19 protein-coding genes are annotated in these 20,420 nt (G+C 58.1%); 13 read left to right on the forward strand and 6 right to left on the reverse strand.

From position 1 onward, the window contains the following. Positions 1-147 precede the first annotated feature (147 nt). Positions 148-1,137, forward strand: coding sequence for a helix-turn-helix transcriptional regulator (locus B3M52_RS17455; RefSeq protein WP_075195493.1), 990 nt, complete (start codon positions 148-150; stop codon positions 1,135-1,137). 22 nt (positions 1,138-1,159) lie between these two features. Here the strand turns inward: B3M52_RS17455 and B3M52_RS17460 are convergent, their stop codons facing one another. The 3 genes from B3M52_RS17460 to B3M52_RS17470 all read right to left on the reverse strand — a co-directional run bounded on the left by B3M52_RS17460 (position 1,160) and on the right by B3M52_RS17470 (position 5,153). Beyond that, on the reverse strand, positions 1,160-2,152 hold the full coding sequence (locus B3M52_RS17460; protein ID WP_075195494.1) for a porin: 993 nt from the start codon (positions 2,150-2,152) through the stop codon (positions 1,160-1,162). Between the two features lie 33 nt (positions 2,153-2,185). Then, entirely contained in the window at positions 2,186-3,871 is a 1,686-nt protein-coding gene (locus tag B3M52_RS17465; protein ID WP_226909967.1) for an arylsulfatase, read from the reverse strand. 169 nt (positions 3,872-4,040) lie between these two features. Beyond that, the gene (locus B3M52_RS17470) at positions 4,041-5,153 is read right to left on the reverse strand and encodes an S-(hydroxymethyl)glutathione dehydrogenase/class III alcohol dehydrogenase (protein WP_151982949.1); all 1,113 of its coding nucleotides are present in this window, start codon (positions 5,151-5,153) and stop codon (positions 4,041-4,043) included. Positions 5,154-5,242: 89 nt separating this feature from the next. Between B3M52_RS17470 and B3M52_RS17475 the strand changes: the two genes are divergently transcribed. The 4 genes from B3M52_RS17475 to B3M52_RS17490 all read left to right on the forward strand — a co-directional run bounded on the left by B3M52_RS17475 (position 5,243) and on the right by B3M52_RS17490 (position 8,387). Next, positions 5,243-5,830, forward strand: coding sequence for a TetR/AcrR family transcriptional regulator (locus B3M52_RS17475; protein ID WP_091641575.1), 588 nt, complete (start codon positions 5,243-5,245; stop codon positions 5,828-5,830). Positions 5,831-5,905: 75 nt separating this feature from the next. Next, positions 5,906-7,027: an alkene reductase gene (locus B3M52_RS17480; RefSeq protein WP_091641572.1), complete on the forward strand. Its 1,122-nt coding sequence runs from the start codon at positions 5,906-5,908 to the stop codon at positions 7,025-7,027. A 32-nt stretch (positions 7,028-7,059) separates the two neighbouring features. Beyond that, complete coding sequence (locus B3M52_RS17485) at positions 7,060-7,809, forward strand: SDR family oxidoreductase (RefSeq protein ID WP_151982950.1); 750 nt, start codon at positions 7,060-7,062, stop codon at positions 7,807-7,809. A gap of 98 nt (positions 7,810-7,907) precedes the next feature. After that, positions 7,908-8,387 (forward strand): DUF6231 family protein, encoded by a 480-nt coding sequence (locus B3M52_RS17490; protein WP_041333546.1) that lies wholly within the window; start codon positions 7,908-7,910, stop codon positions 8,385-8,387. 9 nt (positions 8,388-8,396) lie between these two features. Here B3M52_RS17490 and B3M52_RS17495 read toward each other — a convergent pair whose 3' ends face one another. Continuing rightward, entirely contained in the window at positions 8,397-9,224 is an 828-nt protein-coding gene (locus B3M52_RS17495; protein WP_193216601.1) for a fructosamine kinase family protein, read from the reverse strand. A gap of 35 nt (positions 9,225-9,259) precedes the next feature. On the opposite strand from B3M52_RS17495, the gene B3M52_RS17500 reads away from it, so the two are divergent. From B3M52_RS17500 to B3M52_RS17535, 8 genes are all read left to right on the forward strand, one after another. Continuing rightward, on the forward strand, positions 9,260-9,679 hold the full coding sequence (locus tag B3M52_RS17500; RefSeq protein WP_075195505.1) for a YkvA family protein: 420 nt from the start codon (positions 9,260-9,262) through the stop codon (positions 9,677-9,679). Between the two features lie 64 nt (positions 9,680-9,743). Then, the gene (pomA, locus tag B3M52_RS17505) at positions 9,744-10,520 is read left to right on the forward strand and encodes a flagellar motor protein PomA (protein WP_075195506.1); all 777 of its coding nucleotides are present in this window, start codon (positions 9,744-9,746) and stop codon (positions 10,518-10,520) included. A 2-nt stretch (positions 10,521-10,522) separates the two neighbouring features. Then, the gene (locus B3M52_RS17510; protein ID WP_041333542.1) at positions 10,523-11,440 is read left to right on the forward strand and encodes a MotB family protein; all 918 of its coding nucleotides are present in this window, start codon (positions 10,523-10,525) and stop codon (positions 11,438-11,440) included. A 223-nt stretch (positions 11,441-11,663) separates the two neighbouring features. Beyond that, positions 11,664-12,872, forward strand: a complete 1,209-nt coding sequence (locus tag B3M52_RS17515) for an ammonium transporter (protein WP_091641569.1) — start codon at positions 11,664-11,666, stop codon at positions 12,870-12,872. Positions 12,873-13,086: 214 nt separating this feature from the next. Then, the gene (locus B3M52_RS17520; protein WP_091641618.1) at positions 13,087-14,520 is read left to right on the forward strand and encodes a circularly permuted type 2 ATP-grasp protein; all 1,434 of its coding nucleotides are present in this window, start codon (positions 13,087-13,089) and stop codon (positions 14,518-14,520) included. After that, on the forward strand, positions 14,514-15,452 hold the full coding sequence (locus B3M52_RS17525; protein ID WP_085681865.1) for an alpha-E domain-containing protein: 939 nt from the start codon (positions 14,514-14,516) through the stop codon (positions 15,450-15,452). The genes B3M52_RS17520 and B3M52_RS17525 overlap by 7 nt, the downstream gene beginning before the upstream one ends. After that, positions 15,449-16,234 (forward strand): transglutaminase family protein, encoded by a 786-nt coding sequence (locus B3M52_RS17530; protein WP_036202229.1) that lies wholly within the window; start codon positions 15,449-15,451, stop codon positions 16,232-16,234. Before B3M52_RS17525 ends, B3M52_RS17530 begins: the two co-directional genes overlap by 4 nt. A gap of 92 nt (positions 16,235-16,326) precedes the next feature. Next, positions 16,327-17,052, forward strand: a complete 726-nt coding sequence (locus B3M52_RS17535; protein ID WP_127402342.1) for a proteasome-type protease — start codon at positions 16,327-16,329, stop codon at positions 17,050-17,052. 1 nt (position 17,053) lies between these two features. Here B3M52_RS17535 and B3M52_RS17540 read toward each other — a convergent pair whose 3' ends face one another. Both B3M52_RS17540 and B3M52_RS17545 read right to left on the reverse strand, forming a co-directional pair. Beyond that, the gene (locus B3M52_RS17540; protein WP_075195509.1) at positions 17,054-18,154 is read right to left on the reverse strand and encodes a lipocalin-like domain-containing protein; all 1,101 of its coding nucleotides are present in this window, start codon (positions 18,152-18,154) and stop codon (positions 17,054-17,056) included. Further along, positions 18,151-20,418 carry an ABC transporter permease gene (locus tag B3M52_RS17545; RefSeq protein WP_227662325.1) on the reverse strand — a complete coding sequence of 756 codons (2,268 nt, stop codon included), beginning with the start codon at positions 20,416-20,418 and terminating at the stop codon, positions 18,151-18,153. Before B3M52_RS17545 ends, B3M52_RS17540 begins: the two co-directional genes overlap by 4 nt. Positions 20,419-20,420 lie beyond the last annotated feature (2 nt).

Below are 20,420 nucleotides of genomic sequence, written 5' to 3' on the forward strand. Positions count from 1 at the left end.
GTCTGGATCGCCTTATTGGCTTCCGTTGCCTTTGTCCTGCAAGGCCCGAGCTGAGACCCACTACAGCTGGCCTGTCCATTGCTTATAATACTCAACAAAACGGATGGAAATTCCGAACAGAGCATACAAAAACAACGATATTGCGCTATGAAGAAAGACGACGTTCCCTTTTCCCACAACATCGGCGTTCAGTCCTCCGATTTTGAGGAAGCCCGTTGCTTTATCAACTCCCGCATCGATGATCGGGAAGTGTCACCGCTGTCCGCTAGTGGGAGCGCTAACAATCTGCTGACCTGCCAACCACTGGGGGGCTCTACTCTCTTTGGTGCTCAATGGTCGGAGAAAGTCCATGTCCAGTCGGATGCACAGTCAACCTTCCATGCGATACTGGTATTGTCAGGTCGCATTCACTGCAACGCACTGAACCAGGATATTCCCCCCAACAGTTTGCTTTTAATCGCGCCGGGGAAGCTCGCAGATCTGGTCTGGGAAAAATCCACCAGATCCGTCGTTATAAACCTCTCCAAACAAACGTTGATTGACAACCTGGGCGTTCCAAGCCTCGAACTCCTGCGGGACGACACGACCCTTGTGTCTGGAAACCACCAGGATGCTCAGTTGCTTAAAAACGGCATTGAGTGCCTGGCAGCGCAGCACCAGATTTATCAGGGAAACATCGGGGTTTCAGTTCAAAAACAATGGGAGAGTCTCCTGGTAGCTCAGTTATCAGATCAACTCCACCGGCCTGGAACCGAAAACCTGAATATTCTGCCAGCGCGTATCCGGCTCGCAACAGACTGGATTCTGGCGAATATTCGGGAACCCATATCAGTATGCGATTTGCTTCGTGTTACCGGAGCCAGAAGGCGCTCCCTTGAGTCCGGTTTTCGAACCTACCTGAACACCACGCCTGCTAAATTCATTCTTCGTCATAAGCTCAAAGGCGTAAGGGAAACGCTCCTGTCGGACCCGGATATCAACATCGGCGATGCTGCGTTCTCCTACGGTTTCAATCACCTCAGCCATTTCACATGCAAGTACCAGGAGGCCTTCGGCGAGCTGCCTTCGGAAACCGTGCGGCAGCGCCGAAATGCGCACTTCGTGTTGCCTAAAAAGGCCCGGTCCAGGACGGTATAGGCCGGGCAAGACGCTTTCATGTTCAGAAAGACAAGCTAAAGCCCACCGCATAGTTGCTTGGCAGAGTGTCGTACTGACCGGTCTCGGCCCAGACTTTCATCTGCGGTGCCACTCGCTGTTCCACCTTGAGGGTGTAAACGCTCTCATCTTCAGCGTTATAGTCATGGTTCTTTTCCTTGTACCCAATCGCAACACCCGCCCCACTACTCGCAACGTAGTTGGCCGATATACCGTAAGAGTCATAGTCTGCCTTACCATCAGGCGCCAGGGGGTATGGTGAGTTGGAGTTGTGTTCCCAAACCGCGCCCAGTGTCAGGCCCCCAAGGCTGTAGCTAGCTCCGGCGGCGGAGATCTGGTAATCGTCGGTGGCGAATGGTGGCAGTTGTTCCTGCATCAACATCGTTGTTCCAACCGCAAAATTAAGATTCTCACTCTTGTGAACCAGGCGAATTGCTCTACCGTCCACATCCTGATCGTTGCTGTCATTCAGCGTAATTGCCGCCACTACCAGTTTGGTCTTCATTAACCAGGGTGTGTGATAGGCAAATGTCCCGGATGTCCTGTCCGGCTGGGCAAAAATTCCGTCAGGGTGGAGATCAGCGTGGGGCTCGTTGAATTCGTAATGATTGATGGGGCTATAGATGTCTACCCACTGCCCACTCGTTCCGCGCGGCGCCACTACAAACATGCCGTAACGGGTCGGTAGCCAGAACTTTGCTTCTTTGACGTGTACCTCCGCTTCTCCTCCCGGATTGCGGCTATCAGCATCGTTGGCGGCCGCGGCCAGATCCACCTCAACTGCATAGTTCAGGTTCAGCCCCTTGTCGATGACCGCCTTGCCCCTCAATCCCAGCTCCAGTTCAAAAGCCTCAGCCTCGGCATCAGCACCTTCAATTTTCAGGGCACCGGCGCTCAGATAGCCGTACGCCTCCGGTTGCTCCAGCTCTACCGCTATTGCGGGGGTCGCGACAGCGGCGGAAACCGCAGCTGCCAAAACAGTTTTACGGATTGTCATACTAGTTCTCCTGCTTGTTTTTGCGGGGCGCGGTTACTCAACACACTTGCCGTACAGGCAGGTGGTGAAGCTGTAACCTACTTTCCTCATGTCCGCAGGATCAGCAGGAAAGACACCGTTGCGGCTAATGTATGCGTCCCACTCCACTAGCATTTCCTTGAGCTTTTCCGGCTTCTCCGCAGCCAGGTCGGTTGTTTCAGCAGGATCTTCTTCCAGGTTGAACAGCTGCCACTCTCCCTGGCCATAGGGCTCTTCCAGTAGCCGGATTTTCCAGTCGCCCTTACGCACCGCGGCACGGCCCAGCAACTCCCAACCAACAACGCGGTTTGTCTTGGCTTTACCATTCAGGCCTGGGAGCATGGACACGCCCTGGATATCGAAAATTTCACGGCCGTTATAGGGGCTTGTGGGCTGTTCAATACCCGCCAACTCCAGAAAGGTGGGCATAACATCCATCACGTGGAAGAACTCGTGGTTAATTTCGCCACCGGACTGACCCGGCAGGCTGAGAATGGCCGGAACCAGCAAGCCGCCCTGGGACGGGTATGCCTTCCACATAGGATATGGCGTAGCACTGACCTGCCCCCACTGAGCGCCATACCAGATGTAAGAGTCAGGACGGCCGATATTGTCGTAGCTGTTGTCGTACTCGGAGGCAATCCATTCCTTATTCCTGGGCAACACTTCCGGGCTATTGCCATCGGCACCGTTATCGGAGATGAACAGCACGACGGTGTTGTCCAGCTCGCCCGTCTCCTCCAGATAGCCCATCACACGGCCGATATTGTGGTCCATGTTGTCGACCATGGCCGCGTATACTTCCATCTTGCGGGCTTCAATCTTGCGCTGCTCATCAGTCAGTTCATTCCAGGTGGGAAGTTCATCAAACGGAACATTGGCTGAAAGCTCATGGCCTATGAGCCCCATCTCCTTCATCTTACCCACACGCTGCTTGCGAATTGCCTCATAGCCCTCGCCATACTGGCCCTCGTATTTGTTTATGTAGGACTCTGGTGCATGGAGCGGCCAATGGGGTGCGGTAAATGCAAGAAAACTAAAGAAAGGCTTGTCTTCTGCAGCATCGATATATTCGATGACCTTGTCGGCGTAGAAGTTAGATGAGTAGAAACCTTCAGGCGCCTCAACCTGCTTCCCATCCTCCAGATAGATTGCCTTTGGATCGACACCAATAATGGCGCGCCCATCATCAAAATGGCTGGCGCCACCTTGGACAAGCACCCAGGAGTTATCGAAACCACGAGCTGCCGGGCTCAGCTCTTCCGTCCGACCGAGGTGCCACTTACCGGCTATCGACGTACTGTAACCATTGTCTCGAAGGACTTCTGGAAGGGTTGCTACGAGATCGTTCAGATACCCTTCGTAACCGGGTTTACCTTTCTGCTCTGCAGTGAGTAGTTCAGCCATGTTACCGATACCGGCCTGATGGCTGTCAGTACCGGACAACAGCATGGACCGAGTAGGAGAGCAGGTTGGTGCGGTATGGAAGTTGGTCATGCGGACGCCCTCATCCGCCAAGGCATCCAGGCTTGGGGTTTCGATTTCCCCGCCGTAGGCGCCGATGTCCGAGTAGCCCAGGTCATCGGCCACAATCAGGAGAAAGTTGGGTTTGCCCGCCTTATCAGCGGAGGCCATCATCGAGGCTGCCATCAGCCCCAGGGCCATACCCAACCGACGAAGCAGTGCATTGTTGTTATACATTTCATGCCCTCAGTCAGTTTGTTGTTGAGCCACCTGTGAGTGGTCAACTTCATTCTGCTGAGGGTTGTGGTGTAAGGGTTATCCCGTATGCGCAGGGCCTAACCAAAATGCGCAGAAATCTGGAAAGCGGGCGTCCCTGCCCAGACTGGAAGGGTGGTTTTATGCCTTATCAAAAATGAATAACCGTCCGAATACTCTTCCCCTCATGCATCAACTCAAACGCCTCGTTGATGTCCTCAAGAGGCATGTTGTGGGTGATAAACACGTTCAGTGGAATGTCTCCTTTCTCGGCCTTTTCGACATAGCCGGGCAGTTCCGTCCGGCCCTTCACGCCACCAAACGCAGAACCTTTCCAGACCCGGCCGGTAACCAGCTGGAACGGCCGGGTGCTGATTTCCTCACCGGCACCGGCCACGCCGATGATGATGGATTCACCCCAGCCTTTATGACAGCACTCCAGGGCTGAGCGCATCACGTTGACGTTGCCGATACACTCAAAGGAGTAGTCCACACCGCCGTCTGTCATTTCAACGATGACTTCCTGAATCGGCTTGTCGTAGTCCTTGGGGTTCACTACGTCCGTGGCGCCCAGCTGTCTGGCGATATCGAACTTGCCGGGGTTGATGTCGATGGCGATGATGCGGCTGGCCTTGGCCATGGTGGCGCCAATAATCGCCGCCAGGCCGATTCCGCCGAGACCGAAGATAGCGACCGTCGCGCCTTCTTCCACCTTCGCTGTGTTCAGCACCGCGCCGATACCGGTAGTGACGCCACAGCCCAGAAGGCAGACTTTGTCCAGTGGTGCATCCTTGGGTATCTTCGCCAGGGAAACTTCCGGCAATACCGTGTATTCCGAGAAGGTGGAGCACCCCATGTAGTGATAGACAGGCTCACCCTTGTAGGAGAAACGGGAGGTACCGTCCGGCATCACTCCCTTGCCCTGGGTTTCGCGCACGGAACCACACAGGTTGGTTTTGCCGGACGTACAGAACTTACATGTTCCACATTCGGCGGTATAAAGAGGGATCACGTGATCACCCACTTCGACGGAGGTGACACCTTCACCAACCGCCTCAACAATGCCGCCGCCTTCGTGGCCGAGGATGGCCGGAAAATTCCCTTCGGAATCGGCGCCGGACAGCGTGTAGGCGTCCGTGTGGCAGACGCCGGTGGCGACGATACGCACCAGCACTTCCCCTTTCTGGGGCGGGGCGACGTCAACGTCCACAATTTCCAGCGGTTTGTTGGGGGCAAACGCCACCGCAGCACGGGATTTAATCACTGGCAGACTCCTTGAACGTGGTTCGGAATAAAATGTCTCGGGTTTTACGGGTTTGACGCTTACTAGACGACCGGTCTAATATACCAGCCATGACATCGAACGACACCCGCAATCACATCATCCACACCGGCGCCGACCTGATTGGTCAAAAAGGCTTCGGCGCGACGGGCATCAATGCCGTGCTGACCGCCGCCGGTGTACCCAAAGGGTCGTTCTACCATTACTTTAGCAGCAAGAACGATTTCGGGTTGGCTGTCATCGACACCTTTGCGCAGGAATACGACACCAAGCTGGATCGGATTCTGAACGACCACACCCGCTCGGCGGTGGACCGCCTTAGGGCCTACTTCGACACTGGTCTGGAAACCATGACCAGCTGCGAATTCACCCGGGGCTGCCTGATTGGCAATCTTGGCCAGGAACTGGCCGGGCAGAACGAAACCTTCCGCAGGCGCCTGGACACCGTTTTCCAGGGTTGGGAAAAACGCTTTGAGCGTTGTGTTGAAGAGGCTCGCCAGGCCGGCGATATCGATGCATCCATTGATCCTGCCGACGTCGCCAGCTTTCTGCTTTCCGGCTGGGAAGGCGCCATCCTCAGAGCCAAGGTTCTGAAGTCTACCGAGCCTATGGAGCGGTTTGTGCGGGTCTTTTTCCGCCAATGTCTTGGCCTTCACTGAACGCCCACATTTTTTTCAGTCATTACTAGTAGACTGGTCTAATTACACTCAGTTAATCCTCAAGGAGAGTGATCAATGAACAACGTAAACGACGCACTGTTTCAACCGCACGATCTCGGCACCCTGACGCTGCCCAACCGCGTTCTGATGTCTCCCCTGACCCGTTCGCGCTCCAGCCAACCTGGAGACGTACCGAACGACATGAACGCGCAGTACTATCAGCAGCGTGCCGGTGCAGGACTGATCATCAGCGAAGCAACCCAGGTGTCACCTCAGGGTAAGGGCTATGCATTCACGCCAGGCATCCACTCGGAGGAGCAAATCGAAGGCTGGCGCAAGGTCACCAGTGCGGTGCACATGGCGGGCGGACGCATTCACATGCAGCTCTGGCACGTTGGCCGAATTTCCCATACGGCGCTGCAGCCGGATGGCAACAAGCCTGTAGCACCATCGGCGATCAAACCCGAGGGCGCCAAGACCTTCATCAGCGCCGACTCCGGCATGGTGGACGTGCCCGAGCCCAGGGCTCTTGAAGCCGGCGAAATGGCGGACATCGTGGAGCAGTATCGCCAGGGCGCGCTGAACGCCAAAGCGGCCGGGTTTGATGGCGTTGAAGTACACGCCGCCAACGGATACCTGCTGGACCAGTTTCTCAAGAGCGGCAGCAACCACCGCAGTGATGAGTTTGGCGGCTCCGTTGAAAACCGGATGCGCCTGCCACTGATGGTGATCGAGGCCGTGATCGACGTCTGGGGCAAGGACAATGTCGGCGTTCGGGTCAGCCCGACCGGCAGCTTCAACGCCATGTACGACGAGGACCCGGTCGAAACCTTTGGTGAATTCGCGAAGCGGCTGAACGACCTGGGCATCAGCTACATCGAGGTCGTGGAAGACTCGTTCCAGGGCAACCATGCGAACGGCCGCCCGGAATCGGTGATCGATGCCATCCAGGCTGGATTCCACGGCACTTACATCGCCAACGGCGCCTACACCGCTGAGGAAGCTCGCAAACGGATCGGCAATGACCGCTGTGATCTGGTGACCTTTGGCCGTCCATTTATCGCCAACCCCGATTTGCCCGAGCGTTTCCGCCAGCATGCGGAACTGAACAAATGGGATGACAGCACCTTCTACGGCGGCGATGAGCGCGGCTATACCGATTACCCGACGCTGAAGGAACTTGAACCCAGCGTCTGAACATCACTTTCACACGAGTAAGGAGTCAAACCATGAGCAATACCAACGACCCAATCAATAGCAAAGTCGTGATTATCACCGGCGCCAGCAGTGGCCTGGGTGAGGCAACTGCCCGCCGCCTGGCAGCGCGAGGAGCCCGGCTGGTGCTTGCGGCCCGTCGCGAAGACCGCCTGTCCAAACTGGCAGAAGACCTGAAAGCCGAGGGTGCTGAAGTCACCTGGCAGGTGACCGACGTGACTGATCGAAACCAGGTCGAGTCCCTGGCCGCTTCCGCGAAAGAAACCTTCGGCCGGATCGACGTACTGATCAATAACGCCGGCCTGATGCCACTGGCACCGCTGGACGCCCTGAAGGTCGATGAGTGGGACCAGATGGTGGACGTCAACATTAAAGGCGTGATGTATGGCATCGCGGCTGTGCTGCCGACCATGCGGGAACAACACAGCGGGCATGTGATCAACCTGTCGTCCGTTGCCGGACACAAACTGTTCCCCGGCGCCGCTGTGTACTGTGCCACGAAATACGCGGTGAAGGCGCTGTCTGAAGGCTTGCGCATGGAAGCCGGCGACGAGATCCGCAGCACCAATATCTCACCGGGCGCCATCGACACCGAGCTGACCAGCACCATCACTGACCCGAACGCCAAACAGGCAGCGGATGAACTCTACAAGGTGGCGATTGATTCCGATGCGGTGGCGCGGGCCATCGTCTATGCCATCGAACAGCCTGCGGACGTGGATATCAACGAAATTATCCTGCGGCCAACGGCTCAGGAGCTCTAAGGCTGTTGCTTGCTGAACGCTGTCGGCGTGCATCTGGTTGATGCCGCCGACAGGCGGGTGTGATACTGGTTGTTCCATTCCAGACGGACACACCAAACATGACCACTGTGCAGCAGGCCCTGGCCCGCATTATCGATACCTGCCAACCGGCCACACTGGTGGTTTGCGGCGAGATCGCTGGTGAGGTTGGGGATCACTGGTGCCGGCACCACAGCGAGTCGGCCATGACCACCCTGGATACCAGCGCCCCCAACGATGCCTTCCCTCTGCCCGAGACCCAGGACCTGGCCCTGGTGACCAACACGCTCGAACACCTGAACCACGACGAGGGCCAAGTACTGCTGGGCCAATTGCGCAACTACGGCACCCACCAGATTGCCGTTGTGGTGAAAGACTGCCCCGGTTGGTCGTTTACGGATTTCATCGGGCTGGGATTCCGCCGGCAGGCTGAGCTTGGTGACGAAGACAGCCCTCTCACGCTCTACACCTACAACATCGACAGCTACAACCACAAACGCGCCTGGAACAATCCCGACAACTGGGCCAATCCGGAAATGTGGGACAAGGCCTGGTGGTAGCTGCCACGCTTACAGCGAGGCCACCACATCCAGGTTGTGGCGACAGGCGCTCAGATAGGATGCCCCAAAAAGGTTGTAGTGATTGAGGGTGTGGTACAGGTTGTAGATGGCCCGCTTGGTGTTATAGACATCCGTTCTGGGGTAGCCCCGGTCATAGGCACGATAAAAAGCCGAGGAGAAGCCACCAAACAGCTCTGTCATGGCAATGTCCGCCTCCCGGTCACCGTAATAAACCGCCGGATCAATGAGCCATGGCCCGGCGCTGTCGAACAGGACATTCCCGGACCATAGGTCGCCGTGGAGCAGGCTTGGGTGTTCGCAATGCTCATTTAGAAACCGGGCGAGCTCCTCGCCCTGACGCTCAAGCACCGTTTCAAACTCTTTCCGGACATGGTCATTGCCGACCATGCCTACCTGCACACCCAGTCGATCTCTCAGGAAAAACGCACCCCAATCGTCCGTTAGGCGGTTCTTCTGGGGTGACATCCCAATCATGTTGTCGGCGTCGAATCCGTACTCGGGCTGACGTACCGCATGCATTTGCGCCAGGCCTTCGCCAAGCGCGGCCATGGCTTCCTCGCTCGCCGGGCCGGAGTGGATCTTCGGAATCACCAGTTCGTGGGCTGAGACAGCTTTCACCTCCGGCACACGCAATCCGCTGACACCGGCCGCCCTGAGAGTGCCTGCCAAAACCTCAAGACCTCGCGCTTCGCACAACAGCGCATCGGGAAAGGACGAGGGATTCTGTTTCACGAAATCGGTCATACCACCAGTATAACCATGATCGGAAATCGCCTCGCAAACATCCTTGGCTTTGTCACAGGCTTCATGGATCATGGAGCTGCAAGGCCATCCCACACAGGAATAGCCCGATGACAGGTTTTAGCAAGCGCACGGCAAACGAACAGTTGAATCAAGAGGCGGACAAGGTTCACCGCAGAGATGTGGGCGCCCTGCTCGACCGCCAGCAGGCCATCGAGGACAAAGTCAGGAACAGTGGCAAACTGAGCCGGTTCAGCACTGACATCCGGCTGATGTTTTCCATGCTCAGGGACTACTGGCAGGGCAACTATCGCGAAGTACCCTGGAAAAGCATTGCGGCGATCGCCGGTGCCCTTGTTTACGTACTCAATCCCCTGGATTTGATTCCGGACCTGCTGCTGGGATTCGGCCTGCTGGACGACGCCGGTGTGGTGGCCGCATGCCTGGCCCTGGTGGAATCCGACCTGCTTCGTTACGCAGCGTGGAAAGATCTTAAAATAGAAACACAAACGCTTACGGATAGCGATTGATTCAATAGTGGACTACCGTTAATCTTCGAAAGCCCTCTGAATCACAAAACCCTTTGGAGCTAATGTGGATTTTGCCACCCTGATCGGCCTTGTTGGGGCCATCCTGCTTATAGCCTCAGCCGTCATTCTTGGCGTGTCGCCGGATGTTTTTATCAATCCCCCCTCCATACTGATCGTGGTCGGTGGCACCATGCTGGTTGTGCTGGCGAAATTCAGCTTCAACCAGTTTTTCAGCGCCTTCAAAGTGGCCGCTCGAGCGTTCAAATTCCGCTTGCCGGACACCCGTGAAAGCATTGATGAACTGATTGAAGTAGCCAATGTTGCCCGCAAGCAAGGCATGCTCGGCCTGGAAGAGCGCGAAGTTGGCTCGCCGTTTCTCGGCCAGGGAATACAGATGCTGGTCGATGGCCAGGATGCTGAAACCATCAAACACCTGCTGTCCAAGGAGCGCCTACTGACGCTGGATCACAACCGGTCTGGCGCAAAAGTCTTTACGGCAATGGCCGATGTGGCCCCTGCCATGGGGATGATCGGAACCCTGATCGGGCTGGTGCAGATGCTGTCCAACATGGAAGACCCGAAATCCATCGGTCCTGCCATGGCGGTTGCCCTGCTAACCACACTCTACGGCGCAATGATTGCCACCATGATCGCCACCCCCATCGCGGACAAACTCTCGCTGCGAATGACTGAGGAAGCGCGTCTGCAATCGCTCTATATTGATGCGCTGGTTGCTATCAAGGAAGGCACCAATCCGCGGATTATCGAACAGATGCTGTCGAGTTACCTGACCCCGAAAGAACGTGAGAAAAACTCAGAAGCCGAGACCGCAGGCGTTTAGCCATGGACGAATTACCAGAAGAGGAAAAAGCGGGCATTCCCGCCTGGGTAGTGACATTCGCGGACCTGATGTCGCTGCTGATGTGCTTTTTCGTCCTGCTGTTGTCGTTCTCCGAGATCGACGCACAGAAGTTCAAACAGATCGCTGGTGAACTGTCGAAAGCGTTTGGTGTGCAGCGCGAGGTGCCCGTCCTTGAGGTACCCATGGGCACCAGCCCGATTTTCGATCAGTTTTCTCCGGCACCGCCCGAGCCCACCGTCGTCAACGAAGTCAAACAGACAACCACCGACGAGCAGCCCGAACTGGAAACCCTGAAAAGCCCTACGGATGTGGCTGTGGAATCCGCCATCCAGGAAGAGCTCGAGAAGACCCTGGAACAGGTTCGCTCGGTTCTTGAGACAGCCATCGAAGACGGCCGGGTCAACCTCATCCAGGACAATCATAGAATCATTGTTCGCGTTGAGGAGAAGGGGGCGTTTCCCTCCGGTTCGGCGGACCTGACCTGGGAGTTTGAAGGTCTGTTGCTGGAAATGGCCGACATACTGGTGCAGATCCCCGGCAAGCTGACCATCGAAGGCCATACCGACGATGTTCCCATCCGTACGCAGCGGTTCTACAGCAACTGGGATCTATCCGCCGCCCGGGCGGCAGCGGTTGCCAATGCGCTCCTCGCCGAGGGTAATCTGAAGCCTGCCCGGCTGGCGGTCACCGGTCTCGCTTATACCGAGCCACGAGTACCAAACACCTCTTCGGAGAACCGCGCCAAAAATCGCCGGGTGGAAATCATTATCGATCTGTCCGGACCGATCGAGGAACAGGAGATGCGGTTAAGGGAACTCATGAACCCCGAAGCCGATGTGTCTGCTGCACCGGATTCCCGCAGTTCCGACGACTCCGACCAGGACGAATTACTGTGGTAGACGGCCATATTGGTGCACTCGGCCCATTAATGCACCATTAAAGAGCGCAAACACCCCGTCTTCAACTCAACCCCGCCCAATTTCAGAGCGGAAAATCACCTAATCGACTACCCGCTCTGAATTTGCCTCAAAATGGAACACTCCTTGCTTGGTGTGCACGCTATCAATGCACAACCCGCCCGTGACAGGTGGATAAAACCAAAAAATCAGGAGCAACCAACCCGTGGACATCACGAGTGCAGTACATACCCTGACCGAAAGCGCCAACACACTGTTCATTCTGATCGGTGCCATCATGGTACTGGCCATGCATGCTGGCTTCGCCTTCCTGGAAGTCGGCACCGTGCGTCACAAGAACCAGGTGAATGCCCTGGTAAAAATCATGACCGACTTCGGCATCTCCGCCGTGGCCTATTTTTTCATTGGCTACTACATCGCCTACGGCAGCCACTTTATGGCCGGCGCTTCAGAGCTGACGGCCGCAAATGGCTATGACCTGGTCAAGTTCTTCTTCCTGATGACCTTTGCCGCCGCCATTCCCGCCATCGTCTCCGGCGGTATCGCCGAGCGTGCGAAGTTCTACCCCATGCTTATCGCCTCCGGGCTGATCGTGGCATTTGTATATCCCTTCTTCGAGGGCATGATCTGGAACGGCAACTACGGCTTCCAGGCCTGGCTGGAGAACCAGTTTGGTGCAGCCTTCCACGACTTTGCCGGCTCGGTCGTGGTGCACGCCGTGGGCGGCTGGATCGCCCTGGCCGCCGTGCTCCTGCTGGGCGCACGTAAAGGCCGTTACCGTAATGGCCGCGTGGTGGCGTTTGCCCCCTCCAACATTCCATTCCTGGCGCTGGGCGCCTGGATTCTCACCGTCGGCTGGTTCGGCTTTAACGTGATGTCCGCCCAGACCCTGGATGGCATCAGCGGCCTGGTGGCGGTGAACAGTCTCATGGCCATGGTGGGTGGCGTTCTGGTGGCCATGCTGGTCGGCCGCAAGGACCCGGGCTTCATCCACAACGGACCGCTCGCCGGCCTGGTGGCGGTGTGCGCCGGTTCGGACCTGATGCACCCGGTCGGTGCGCTGATTACCGGTGGCATCGCCGGCGCCATCTTCGTGTACATGTTTGAGTGGGCCCAGGACAAGATTGAGCGCCTGGACGATGTATTGGGTGTATGGCCCCTGCACGGTGTGTGCGGTGTATGGGGTGCCATTGCCGCCGGCATCTTTGGCCAGGAAGCGTTCGGGGGCCTGGGCGGGGTCAGCCTGATGTCGCAGATCATCGGTTCGGTTGCCGGTGTTGTGGTGGCCTTTGTCGGCGGCCTGATCGTCTACGGCATTGTTAACGCCATCTCCGGCCTGCGTCTCACAGAAGAAGAGGAATTCAACGGTGCGGATGTCAGTATTCACCGCATTGGCGCTACGTCCCTGGAATAACCCTTGCCCGCCAGCCGCCTTTCCCGGCGGCTGGCAATGCTTTTTATTGACACTTCCCTCCGTCTGGCCTTTGCTTAAATAACCCGTTCCGGTGATAAACCCACGGTTTGCCGCCAGAGTGGCCTGCCTTTTGCTGTTCCTTTACATCATGGGAATGGCTGAATACCGACCGCCCACATCCGGTGGACGGCGTGTTCAGGAGAGGGTCATGGTTATGTTGATACAAACCCCGCCTGAGGGTATCTACGACGAACTGTTCGACCAGAATAATCGGGTACGACCCAGCTGCAGGATGCTGGAGGACTGGCTGATCCGATCCGACGAAGCCCTGTTAGCCGAGAAGCGCCGCGAGGCAGACGTGCTGTTCCAACGCCTGGGCATCACCTTTAATGTCTATGGCGAAGACCAGGGGGCCGAACGGCTTATCCCGTTTGATCTGATCCCACGAGTAATCTCCGCCAGCGACTGGCAACGTCTGCAGGCTGGTTTGCGCCAGCGGGTGCAGGCGTTGAACCGCTTCCTGTTCGATATCTATCACGAGTTCGAGATTATTCGCGCCGGTGTCATCAGTGCTGAACAGGTATTCGCCAACCCCCAGTACCAGCCCGGCATGCAAAACCTCAAGCTGCCACGTAATCTGTATTCCCACATAGCCGGCATCGATTTGATCCGCCACAACGACGGCGATTTCTACGTGCTGGAAGACAATCTCCGCTGCCCCAGCGGTGTCTCCTACATGCTGGAAAACCGGCGCATGATGATGCGTCTGTTTCCAGAACTGTTTGCCAAGGCCCCGGTAGCACCGGTTGAACATTACCCGGCCCTGTTGGGCGAAACACTGCGCGCAGCGTCGCTAAATCCCAACCCCACCGTAGTCGTGCTAACCCCCGGCCGTTTCAACAGTGCCTATTTTGAACACGCCTTCCTGGCCCGGCAGATGGGTATCGAACTGGTGGAAGGGGCGGACCTGTTTGTACGTCGCAATAAGGTCTACATGAAGACCACCGTCGGCCCCCAGCAGGTGGACGTGATTTACCGGCGGGTCGACGACGACTTCCTCGATCCGCTGGCTGGCAACCCGGATTCCATGCTGGGTGTCCCCGGGCTCTATGCAGCCTACCGCACCGGCAATGTGGTGCTTGCCAACGCCATGGGCACCGGCGTCGCCGACGACAAGGCCATTTACCCCTTCGTACCCGAGATGATCCGTTTCTACCTGGGTGAAGAACCGATCCTGAAAAATGTCCCCACCTGGCAGGGCCGCAAGCCAAAAGATCTCAAGTACATCCTCGACAACCTGCCAGACCTGGTGGTCAAGGAAACCCAGGGCGCTGGTGGCTACGGCATGCTGATCGGCCCCAAGGCCAGCAAAAAAGAGCTGAGCCATTTCCGCTCACTGTTGCGGGCCAGGCCAGACAACTACATTGCCCAGCCCACGCTGAGCCTGTCTACCTGCCCGACGTTTGTAAACGAAGGCGTAGCGCCCCGACACCTCGACCTGCGGCCTTTTGTGCTTTCGGGTAAGAAAGTGCAGATGGTACCTGGTGGATTGACCAGGGTGGCCCTGAAAGAAGGGTCGCTGGTGGTGAATTCGTCCCAGGGCGGTGGCACCAAGGACACCTGGGTACTGGAGGGCGAGGAATGCTGAGCCGAGCTGCATCAAGTCTGTTCTGGATGGCCCGCTATCTTGAGCGGGCGGAAACCCAGGCCCGTCTGCTGGACGTCAGCCTCACCATGGCGTTGATCGACGTTCCCGAAGACCGCGAGGAACAGCTATCCGTGCCATTGCTGGTGACCGGTAGCCGCGAAACCTTTCACGAGCTCTACCCGGAAATCACCCCCCAGAACCTGATTGATTTCCTTCTTCTGGACGACCGCCACCCTGCCAGTGTGTTCAGTGTGATCCGCAGCGCCCGGGATAACGCCCTGCACGTGCGAGGCAATCTCTCCGCAGATGTCTGGGAGAGCATTAACCTGGCCTGGATGGAGCTGAATGAACTACGCCATAAAGGGGTGACCGAATCCAACGCCAGCCGGGTGTTTGACTGGACCCGCGAACGCTCAAACGTGTTCCGTGGTGCGGCCTATGGCACCCTGCTGCGCAATGACGCCTTCCATTTCCTGCTCCTGGGTACGTTTATCGAGCGTGCAGACGCCACCGCCCGCGTGCTGAACATCCGCCACCACATGGCCACCAAATCCCTGGAAGGGCACCCCACCCAGTCGTTCTTCGAATGGACGGCGCTGCTGCACTCGTTGGCCGCCTTTGAGGCCTACCAGAACACCTACGGCCACAATATCGAACCGATGAATGTGGCCGAACTGTTGATTCTCAAACCGGATGTTCCCCGTTCGCTCCACGCCTGCCTGGAGGAAATCGCGGATCTTCTGGAGCAGATCGAAAGCGGCGAGGCCCGCCGGGCCCGGCGCCTGGCCACAAGCCTGTATGCCAACATCCGCTACGGCGACCGCGAGTACATTGCCGAGCGCGGCCTGAATGAGTATCTGACCGACTTCCTGCAACGCATCCAACGCATCGCCGGCCAGATCCAGAAAGACTACATGGGGTGGAAACAATGAAGCTGAATATCCGCCATGACACCACCTATAGCTACGACGAACCCATGCACAAAGGCATCCAGTATCTACGCCTGACACCCCGTAACACACCCCAGCAGAAGATACTGGAGTGGCACCTGAGTGCCCCTGGCGAAACCAGCCAGATGACAGACGGCTTCGGCAATATTGTTACCGTCATGACCATGGACAAAGCGACCAGGGAGATCACCCTGACGGCGGAGGGCGTGGTTGATCTCACGGGCAAACCATTAACCAAGGACGACTCACCGTTTCCGCCCGAGGTGTTCCTGCGCCACACTCCGTTAACCGACGCCGACAAAGCCATCAAAGCCTTCGCCAGCCAGTTCTCCGCCAACAAGCGCAGCCTGGTGCGCATGATGAATCGTATCCTCGAGCACATCGAATTCACGCCCGGCGTCACCACGGTGACCCACACAGCCGCCGAGGCCTTCCAGCAGAAGGCGGGGGTGTGCCAGGACCATACCCATGTATTCATCTCCTGCTGCCGCCACATTGGGGTGCCGGTGCGGTATGTCAGCGGTTACATCCACACGTTCAGCGATGACCACCTGGCCACCCACGCCTGGGCCGAGGCCTGGCTGGGCCACAACTGGCATACCTTTGATGTGGTGAACCTGCTCAATGTTGCTGAAAGCCATATCAAGCTGGCAACCGGACTGGATTACCGGGATGCAGCACCCGTGCGGGGCATTCGCAGCGGCGGCGGCATGGAGCACCTGCAGACCCGTGCCTGGGTCACCATGGCCGGGGAAAGCCAGTAACAAAAAGCTGTGCAAATTCCACACGCCGCCCCATGCTTTCTGCGCAGAAACGGGTAAACTGAGCGCATTCAGTACGACCCGAGGGTAGCCCCATGACCTATTGTGTGGCGATGCGCCTGGCCGACGGCCTGGTTTTCGCATCCGACTCCCGCACCAACGCGGGCTTTGACCAGATTTCGACCTTCCGCAAAATGCATGTCTTCGAACAGCCGGGGGAACGGGAACTGGTGATTCTATCGGCGGGCAACCTGGCCACCAGCCAGAGCGTGATCAGCCTGCTGGAAAACCGCGCCGGCTCCGAAGACCCCAATGTGTTCTCCACCGCCTCCATGTTCGAGACGGCAGAGGTTGTCGGCAGAACCATCCGCGAGGTTATTCACCGCGACAACCCCGAGGGCAAAGTGAACCATGTGGACTTCAGCTGTTCACTGATACTGGGCGGCCAGATCCGGGGCGAACAGGTACGCCTGTTCAACATCTACCCCGAAGGCAACTTCATTGAAGCCACTGAAGAAACGCCTTATTTCCAGATTGGCGAGTCGAAATACGGCAAGCCCATCCTCGACCGCGTCGTGAACTACAATTCCTCACTGGACCGGGCCTACCAGTGCGCCCTGATTTCCTTCGACTCCACCATGAAGAGCAACCTGTCGGTGGGGATGCCGCTGGATGTGGCCATATACCGCAACAACGAACTGAAGCCCTGCTTCGTCGACCGGGTGGACGAACACAACGACTACTTCCACCAACTCCGCCAACAGTGGCACCGGGGCATCCAGGAACTGATCAGCGGTCTGCAGCCGCCGGCGATCCGCTAGCTCAGTTGCGGTAACCGGTCAGTTCCATATACCCCACACCATCGTGGGAACCTGTCACCGTCACCGGGCTTTCCCAATACGGGTAGAGCCCGGCGTTCCAGTAGTCGCCGGGCGGCGCGGCAACCTGTACATCCACGTTTTGCTGTGGCATCCGCAGGCGCCACTCCACAGGAACCCTGCCCTGCGGCGAGGATTGCCAGTCGAGTGGGCTCAGGCTGATGTCGTTTCCGTTCAACGTTTCAACCTGCCCATTGGCGTTTATCCAGCTGCCAGACACGAAGGCGCCTTGGTCTTCCCGCAGGCGAAACGCCATCAGTTTATGGCCGTCATCCAGATGCAGGGCGAACCAGTCCCAGCCCTGCTGGCCAGCCTTCAGGAACTGACTGCTCCACTCGCGATCGAACCAGCCCTTGCCGGAAACGGCCAGGGTTTCATCGCCAAGGGTCACCGTACCCTCAATGTGCAGATCCACCAGGCTGAAATACATTGAGCCCTCGCCACTGGCGGATTTGGCACTGAACCCGTTTTTCCCATGGGGTACCGGTTTGCCGGTGTTGCTCAGGCGCAGATCGTAGCGCCAGTTACCGCCCTCAACCTGCAAATGCCACTGTTCGGAATCCGGTTGCGATACCAGCCGCCAGTCATCCAGCCATACCTGTAACGGGTCCGCCCTGGCCCCGGCATGCCCCAAATCACCCCGGGCCAGCTTTTCTTCAAACCAGTGCTCACCCTCAAATGACACGGCGGCGTGTGCCATCCACGCCGCGTCCAGGGGCCAGGCACTGGCCTCTGGTGGTTCCGCATTGGCGGGTCGCGGTTTCAAAGCCTGACGGAACTGTGTCCACTGCAGCCCCAGCGGTCTGCCGTCCTGGGTTTCCAGGTTAGCGGTCAGGTACCACCATTCAATACGGTGTTGCGGATGGGGCCCCCAGTCCTCGGGAAAGATCAGGGTGTCGCCTGGCTCCGGCTGCTGGAATTGCGATTGCTCCACCTCGCCTGTCTGCTGCGCAAGCCCGGCGAATCCGGTGTCGTTCTCCAAATCCGTACAGCCCGCAAGGACGACCGCCAGTAGGCCGGCAACAACGCCGGTTTGGATATTCATGGCTCCACCTGTTTAATGCTGTCCATGTGGCCAAGCTGCCGGCGCATCAGATGGGCGATTATCAGCCCTGTCGCCACGGCCACCAAACCCAGTTCAATCCAGAACAACGGGTACAGGTCCATCGGCAATGACCACCCAAAAGCCAGCGGGTTGATGCGACTGACCAGCACCCAGGTCAGCCACACGCCCAGCGGTAGCGCAGCAATGGTCACCGTGAGGGTCAGCGCCACCGACAGGCGCCGGAGCTGACGCCTGACCTTCGATGCAGGCAGTCCCCAAACGCCCAGCAGTTGAAAGTATTTCACCCGGGTAATGAAAAAGACCCATCCCATAATCAGCAGGGCCATCGCCGCCAGCAACAAGGTCAACAGGCTGATGGCGCGGGTAAGCAGGAACGTCTGACTGAAGACCTTCGACGCCAGGGCCCGGATGCTGTTGTTGTCCCTGATGGTGAGTTCCGACGTCTGCCAAGTGTCCGACAGGCGCCCGCGGATGTCGGACATCGCCACGCCGCCGGGTGTCACCGAAAAGCTTTGGAAGTGGGGCTTGAAAGCCGCCGGCAGCGCAGAACCGGCCATCAGAATTTCCCCCGCAGGCCGCCCGTAGTCGGCGTAGATAGCCACCACTTCTGCATTGCGATTGGTATCCGCTAATCTGATGTCGAGGGTGTCGCCCACCTCAAGCCGGTAGCGCCGGGCCAACTGCTCATTGATCATTACGCTATCGGTCTCAAGCTTTTGCCAGGGCTCCTCAACACTTTCCAACAGAGACCATTTTGTCACCAGATCACTGATTGGCATCAGGGCAAACAGGTCCACCGCAATACGCTCATTGCCAAGGCCGCGTTGCCCCCCGGAATCCGCCCTCGCAATGTGTGCCTGGCCACGGATCACACGATGCCACGGCCCGATGCCGTCCAGGCTCTGCAATTGCGCAGCCGCCATGTCGGCGTCTGCATTCGCAGGCACCTCCACATAGAACTCCGCTTCCAGGCGCTGGGCCAGCCAGGTTTCGAAGGTGCCCTCAAAGGTCGTCACCAACGCCTGCACCGCCAGCACCGTGGCCATGGCAAATTGCAGTGCCACCACCGGCAACGCCAGGTGCCGGAACATCACCGCCAGTTCCCGTTGCCGCCAGCGGGCAAGTGGGTCTTCTCTTTGTGAGCCGGTGCGACTGGAAAGCCGTTGGGCAAGCAGCGCCAACCATCCAGGTGTCAGCCAACCGGCGCCCGCAAACACCATCGCCGTCGCGACAAAGACCCAGGCCAGGGCCGGGGCCAGGGCAACCCCCACCAACCCGACCAGAAACATCAGGAAGGCAATCGTTCGCCCCCGGCCCTGGCCAGCCATCGCCCGCCAATGCGCCGGGACCACCCAGTCCACCAGACAGACCGCCAGCACCAGAAAGACCACGATGGCGGCGGCCCTCCAGGGCAGCGCTTCTTCAGCGCCGGCATAGACGGCCACATCAAACAGACTGTCGAGGGCCTGGCCGAAACCGCTACCCAGCATCCCGGCAAGCTTTGCCCCCAACCATAACCCCGGCACAACGCAAATACCGGTCAGCACCAACAGCTCCAAGGTCAGCCACTGCGTTATCCGTTGGCGAGGCACTCCGAACCGGTGCAGCAGGGAAAAGCTGCCGTGCCGTTGAGCAATCCCCAATCGATGTACGCTGCGCACCAGAAGGCCCGTAATCAGAAGCACCAGGAGGCTCAGGGCATCCAGATTCAGCAGGAAACTGTCCGCCAGTTCACCGGTGGGTGGGCCCATGGAAAACTCACGCAGGATATAACCGGTTGGCAAATCACGGTTCTCATCCCGCGTCAGCAGGTAAAGCCGGCTGCCGTACCCTTCTTTCGAAAGTTCTGCGGCCTCGCTGATATCGAGGAAAGGCGCACCATCCAACGTGTCGGCACCACTGCCGAGGCCAGTGTCACCGAAACACCCCATCGCCAGCGGGTCGATGCCGATCACCCGCCCTTCCGGCGGCGGTCGCTGCAGCTCCAGCCAGGGCGCCACACACACGCCGGCCATACGCAGGGCAGCAAAGTCATCCACACCCACCGGTCGCCCATCCGAGCGAATCACATGAGCGCGAGCCGCCACCGCATTCTCGCTCTGCAACAGACTATTGCGGGCCTGGTCGGTCAGTACCGTCACCCCGGTCCAAAGCATGGTTGCCAGCACAATCATCAACGCCAGAGCCAACAGCTGGATGGGGTGGCGGCGGTAGTGGCTGACGAAGGCGCGCGCAAGCATCATTG

The organism is Marinobacter sp. UBA2688, assembly GCF_002352785.1.
Lineage (GTDB): Bacteria > Pseudomonadota > Gammaproteobacteria > Pseudomonadales > Oleiphilaceae > Marinobacter > Marinobacter salarius.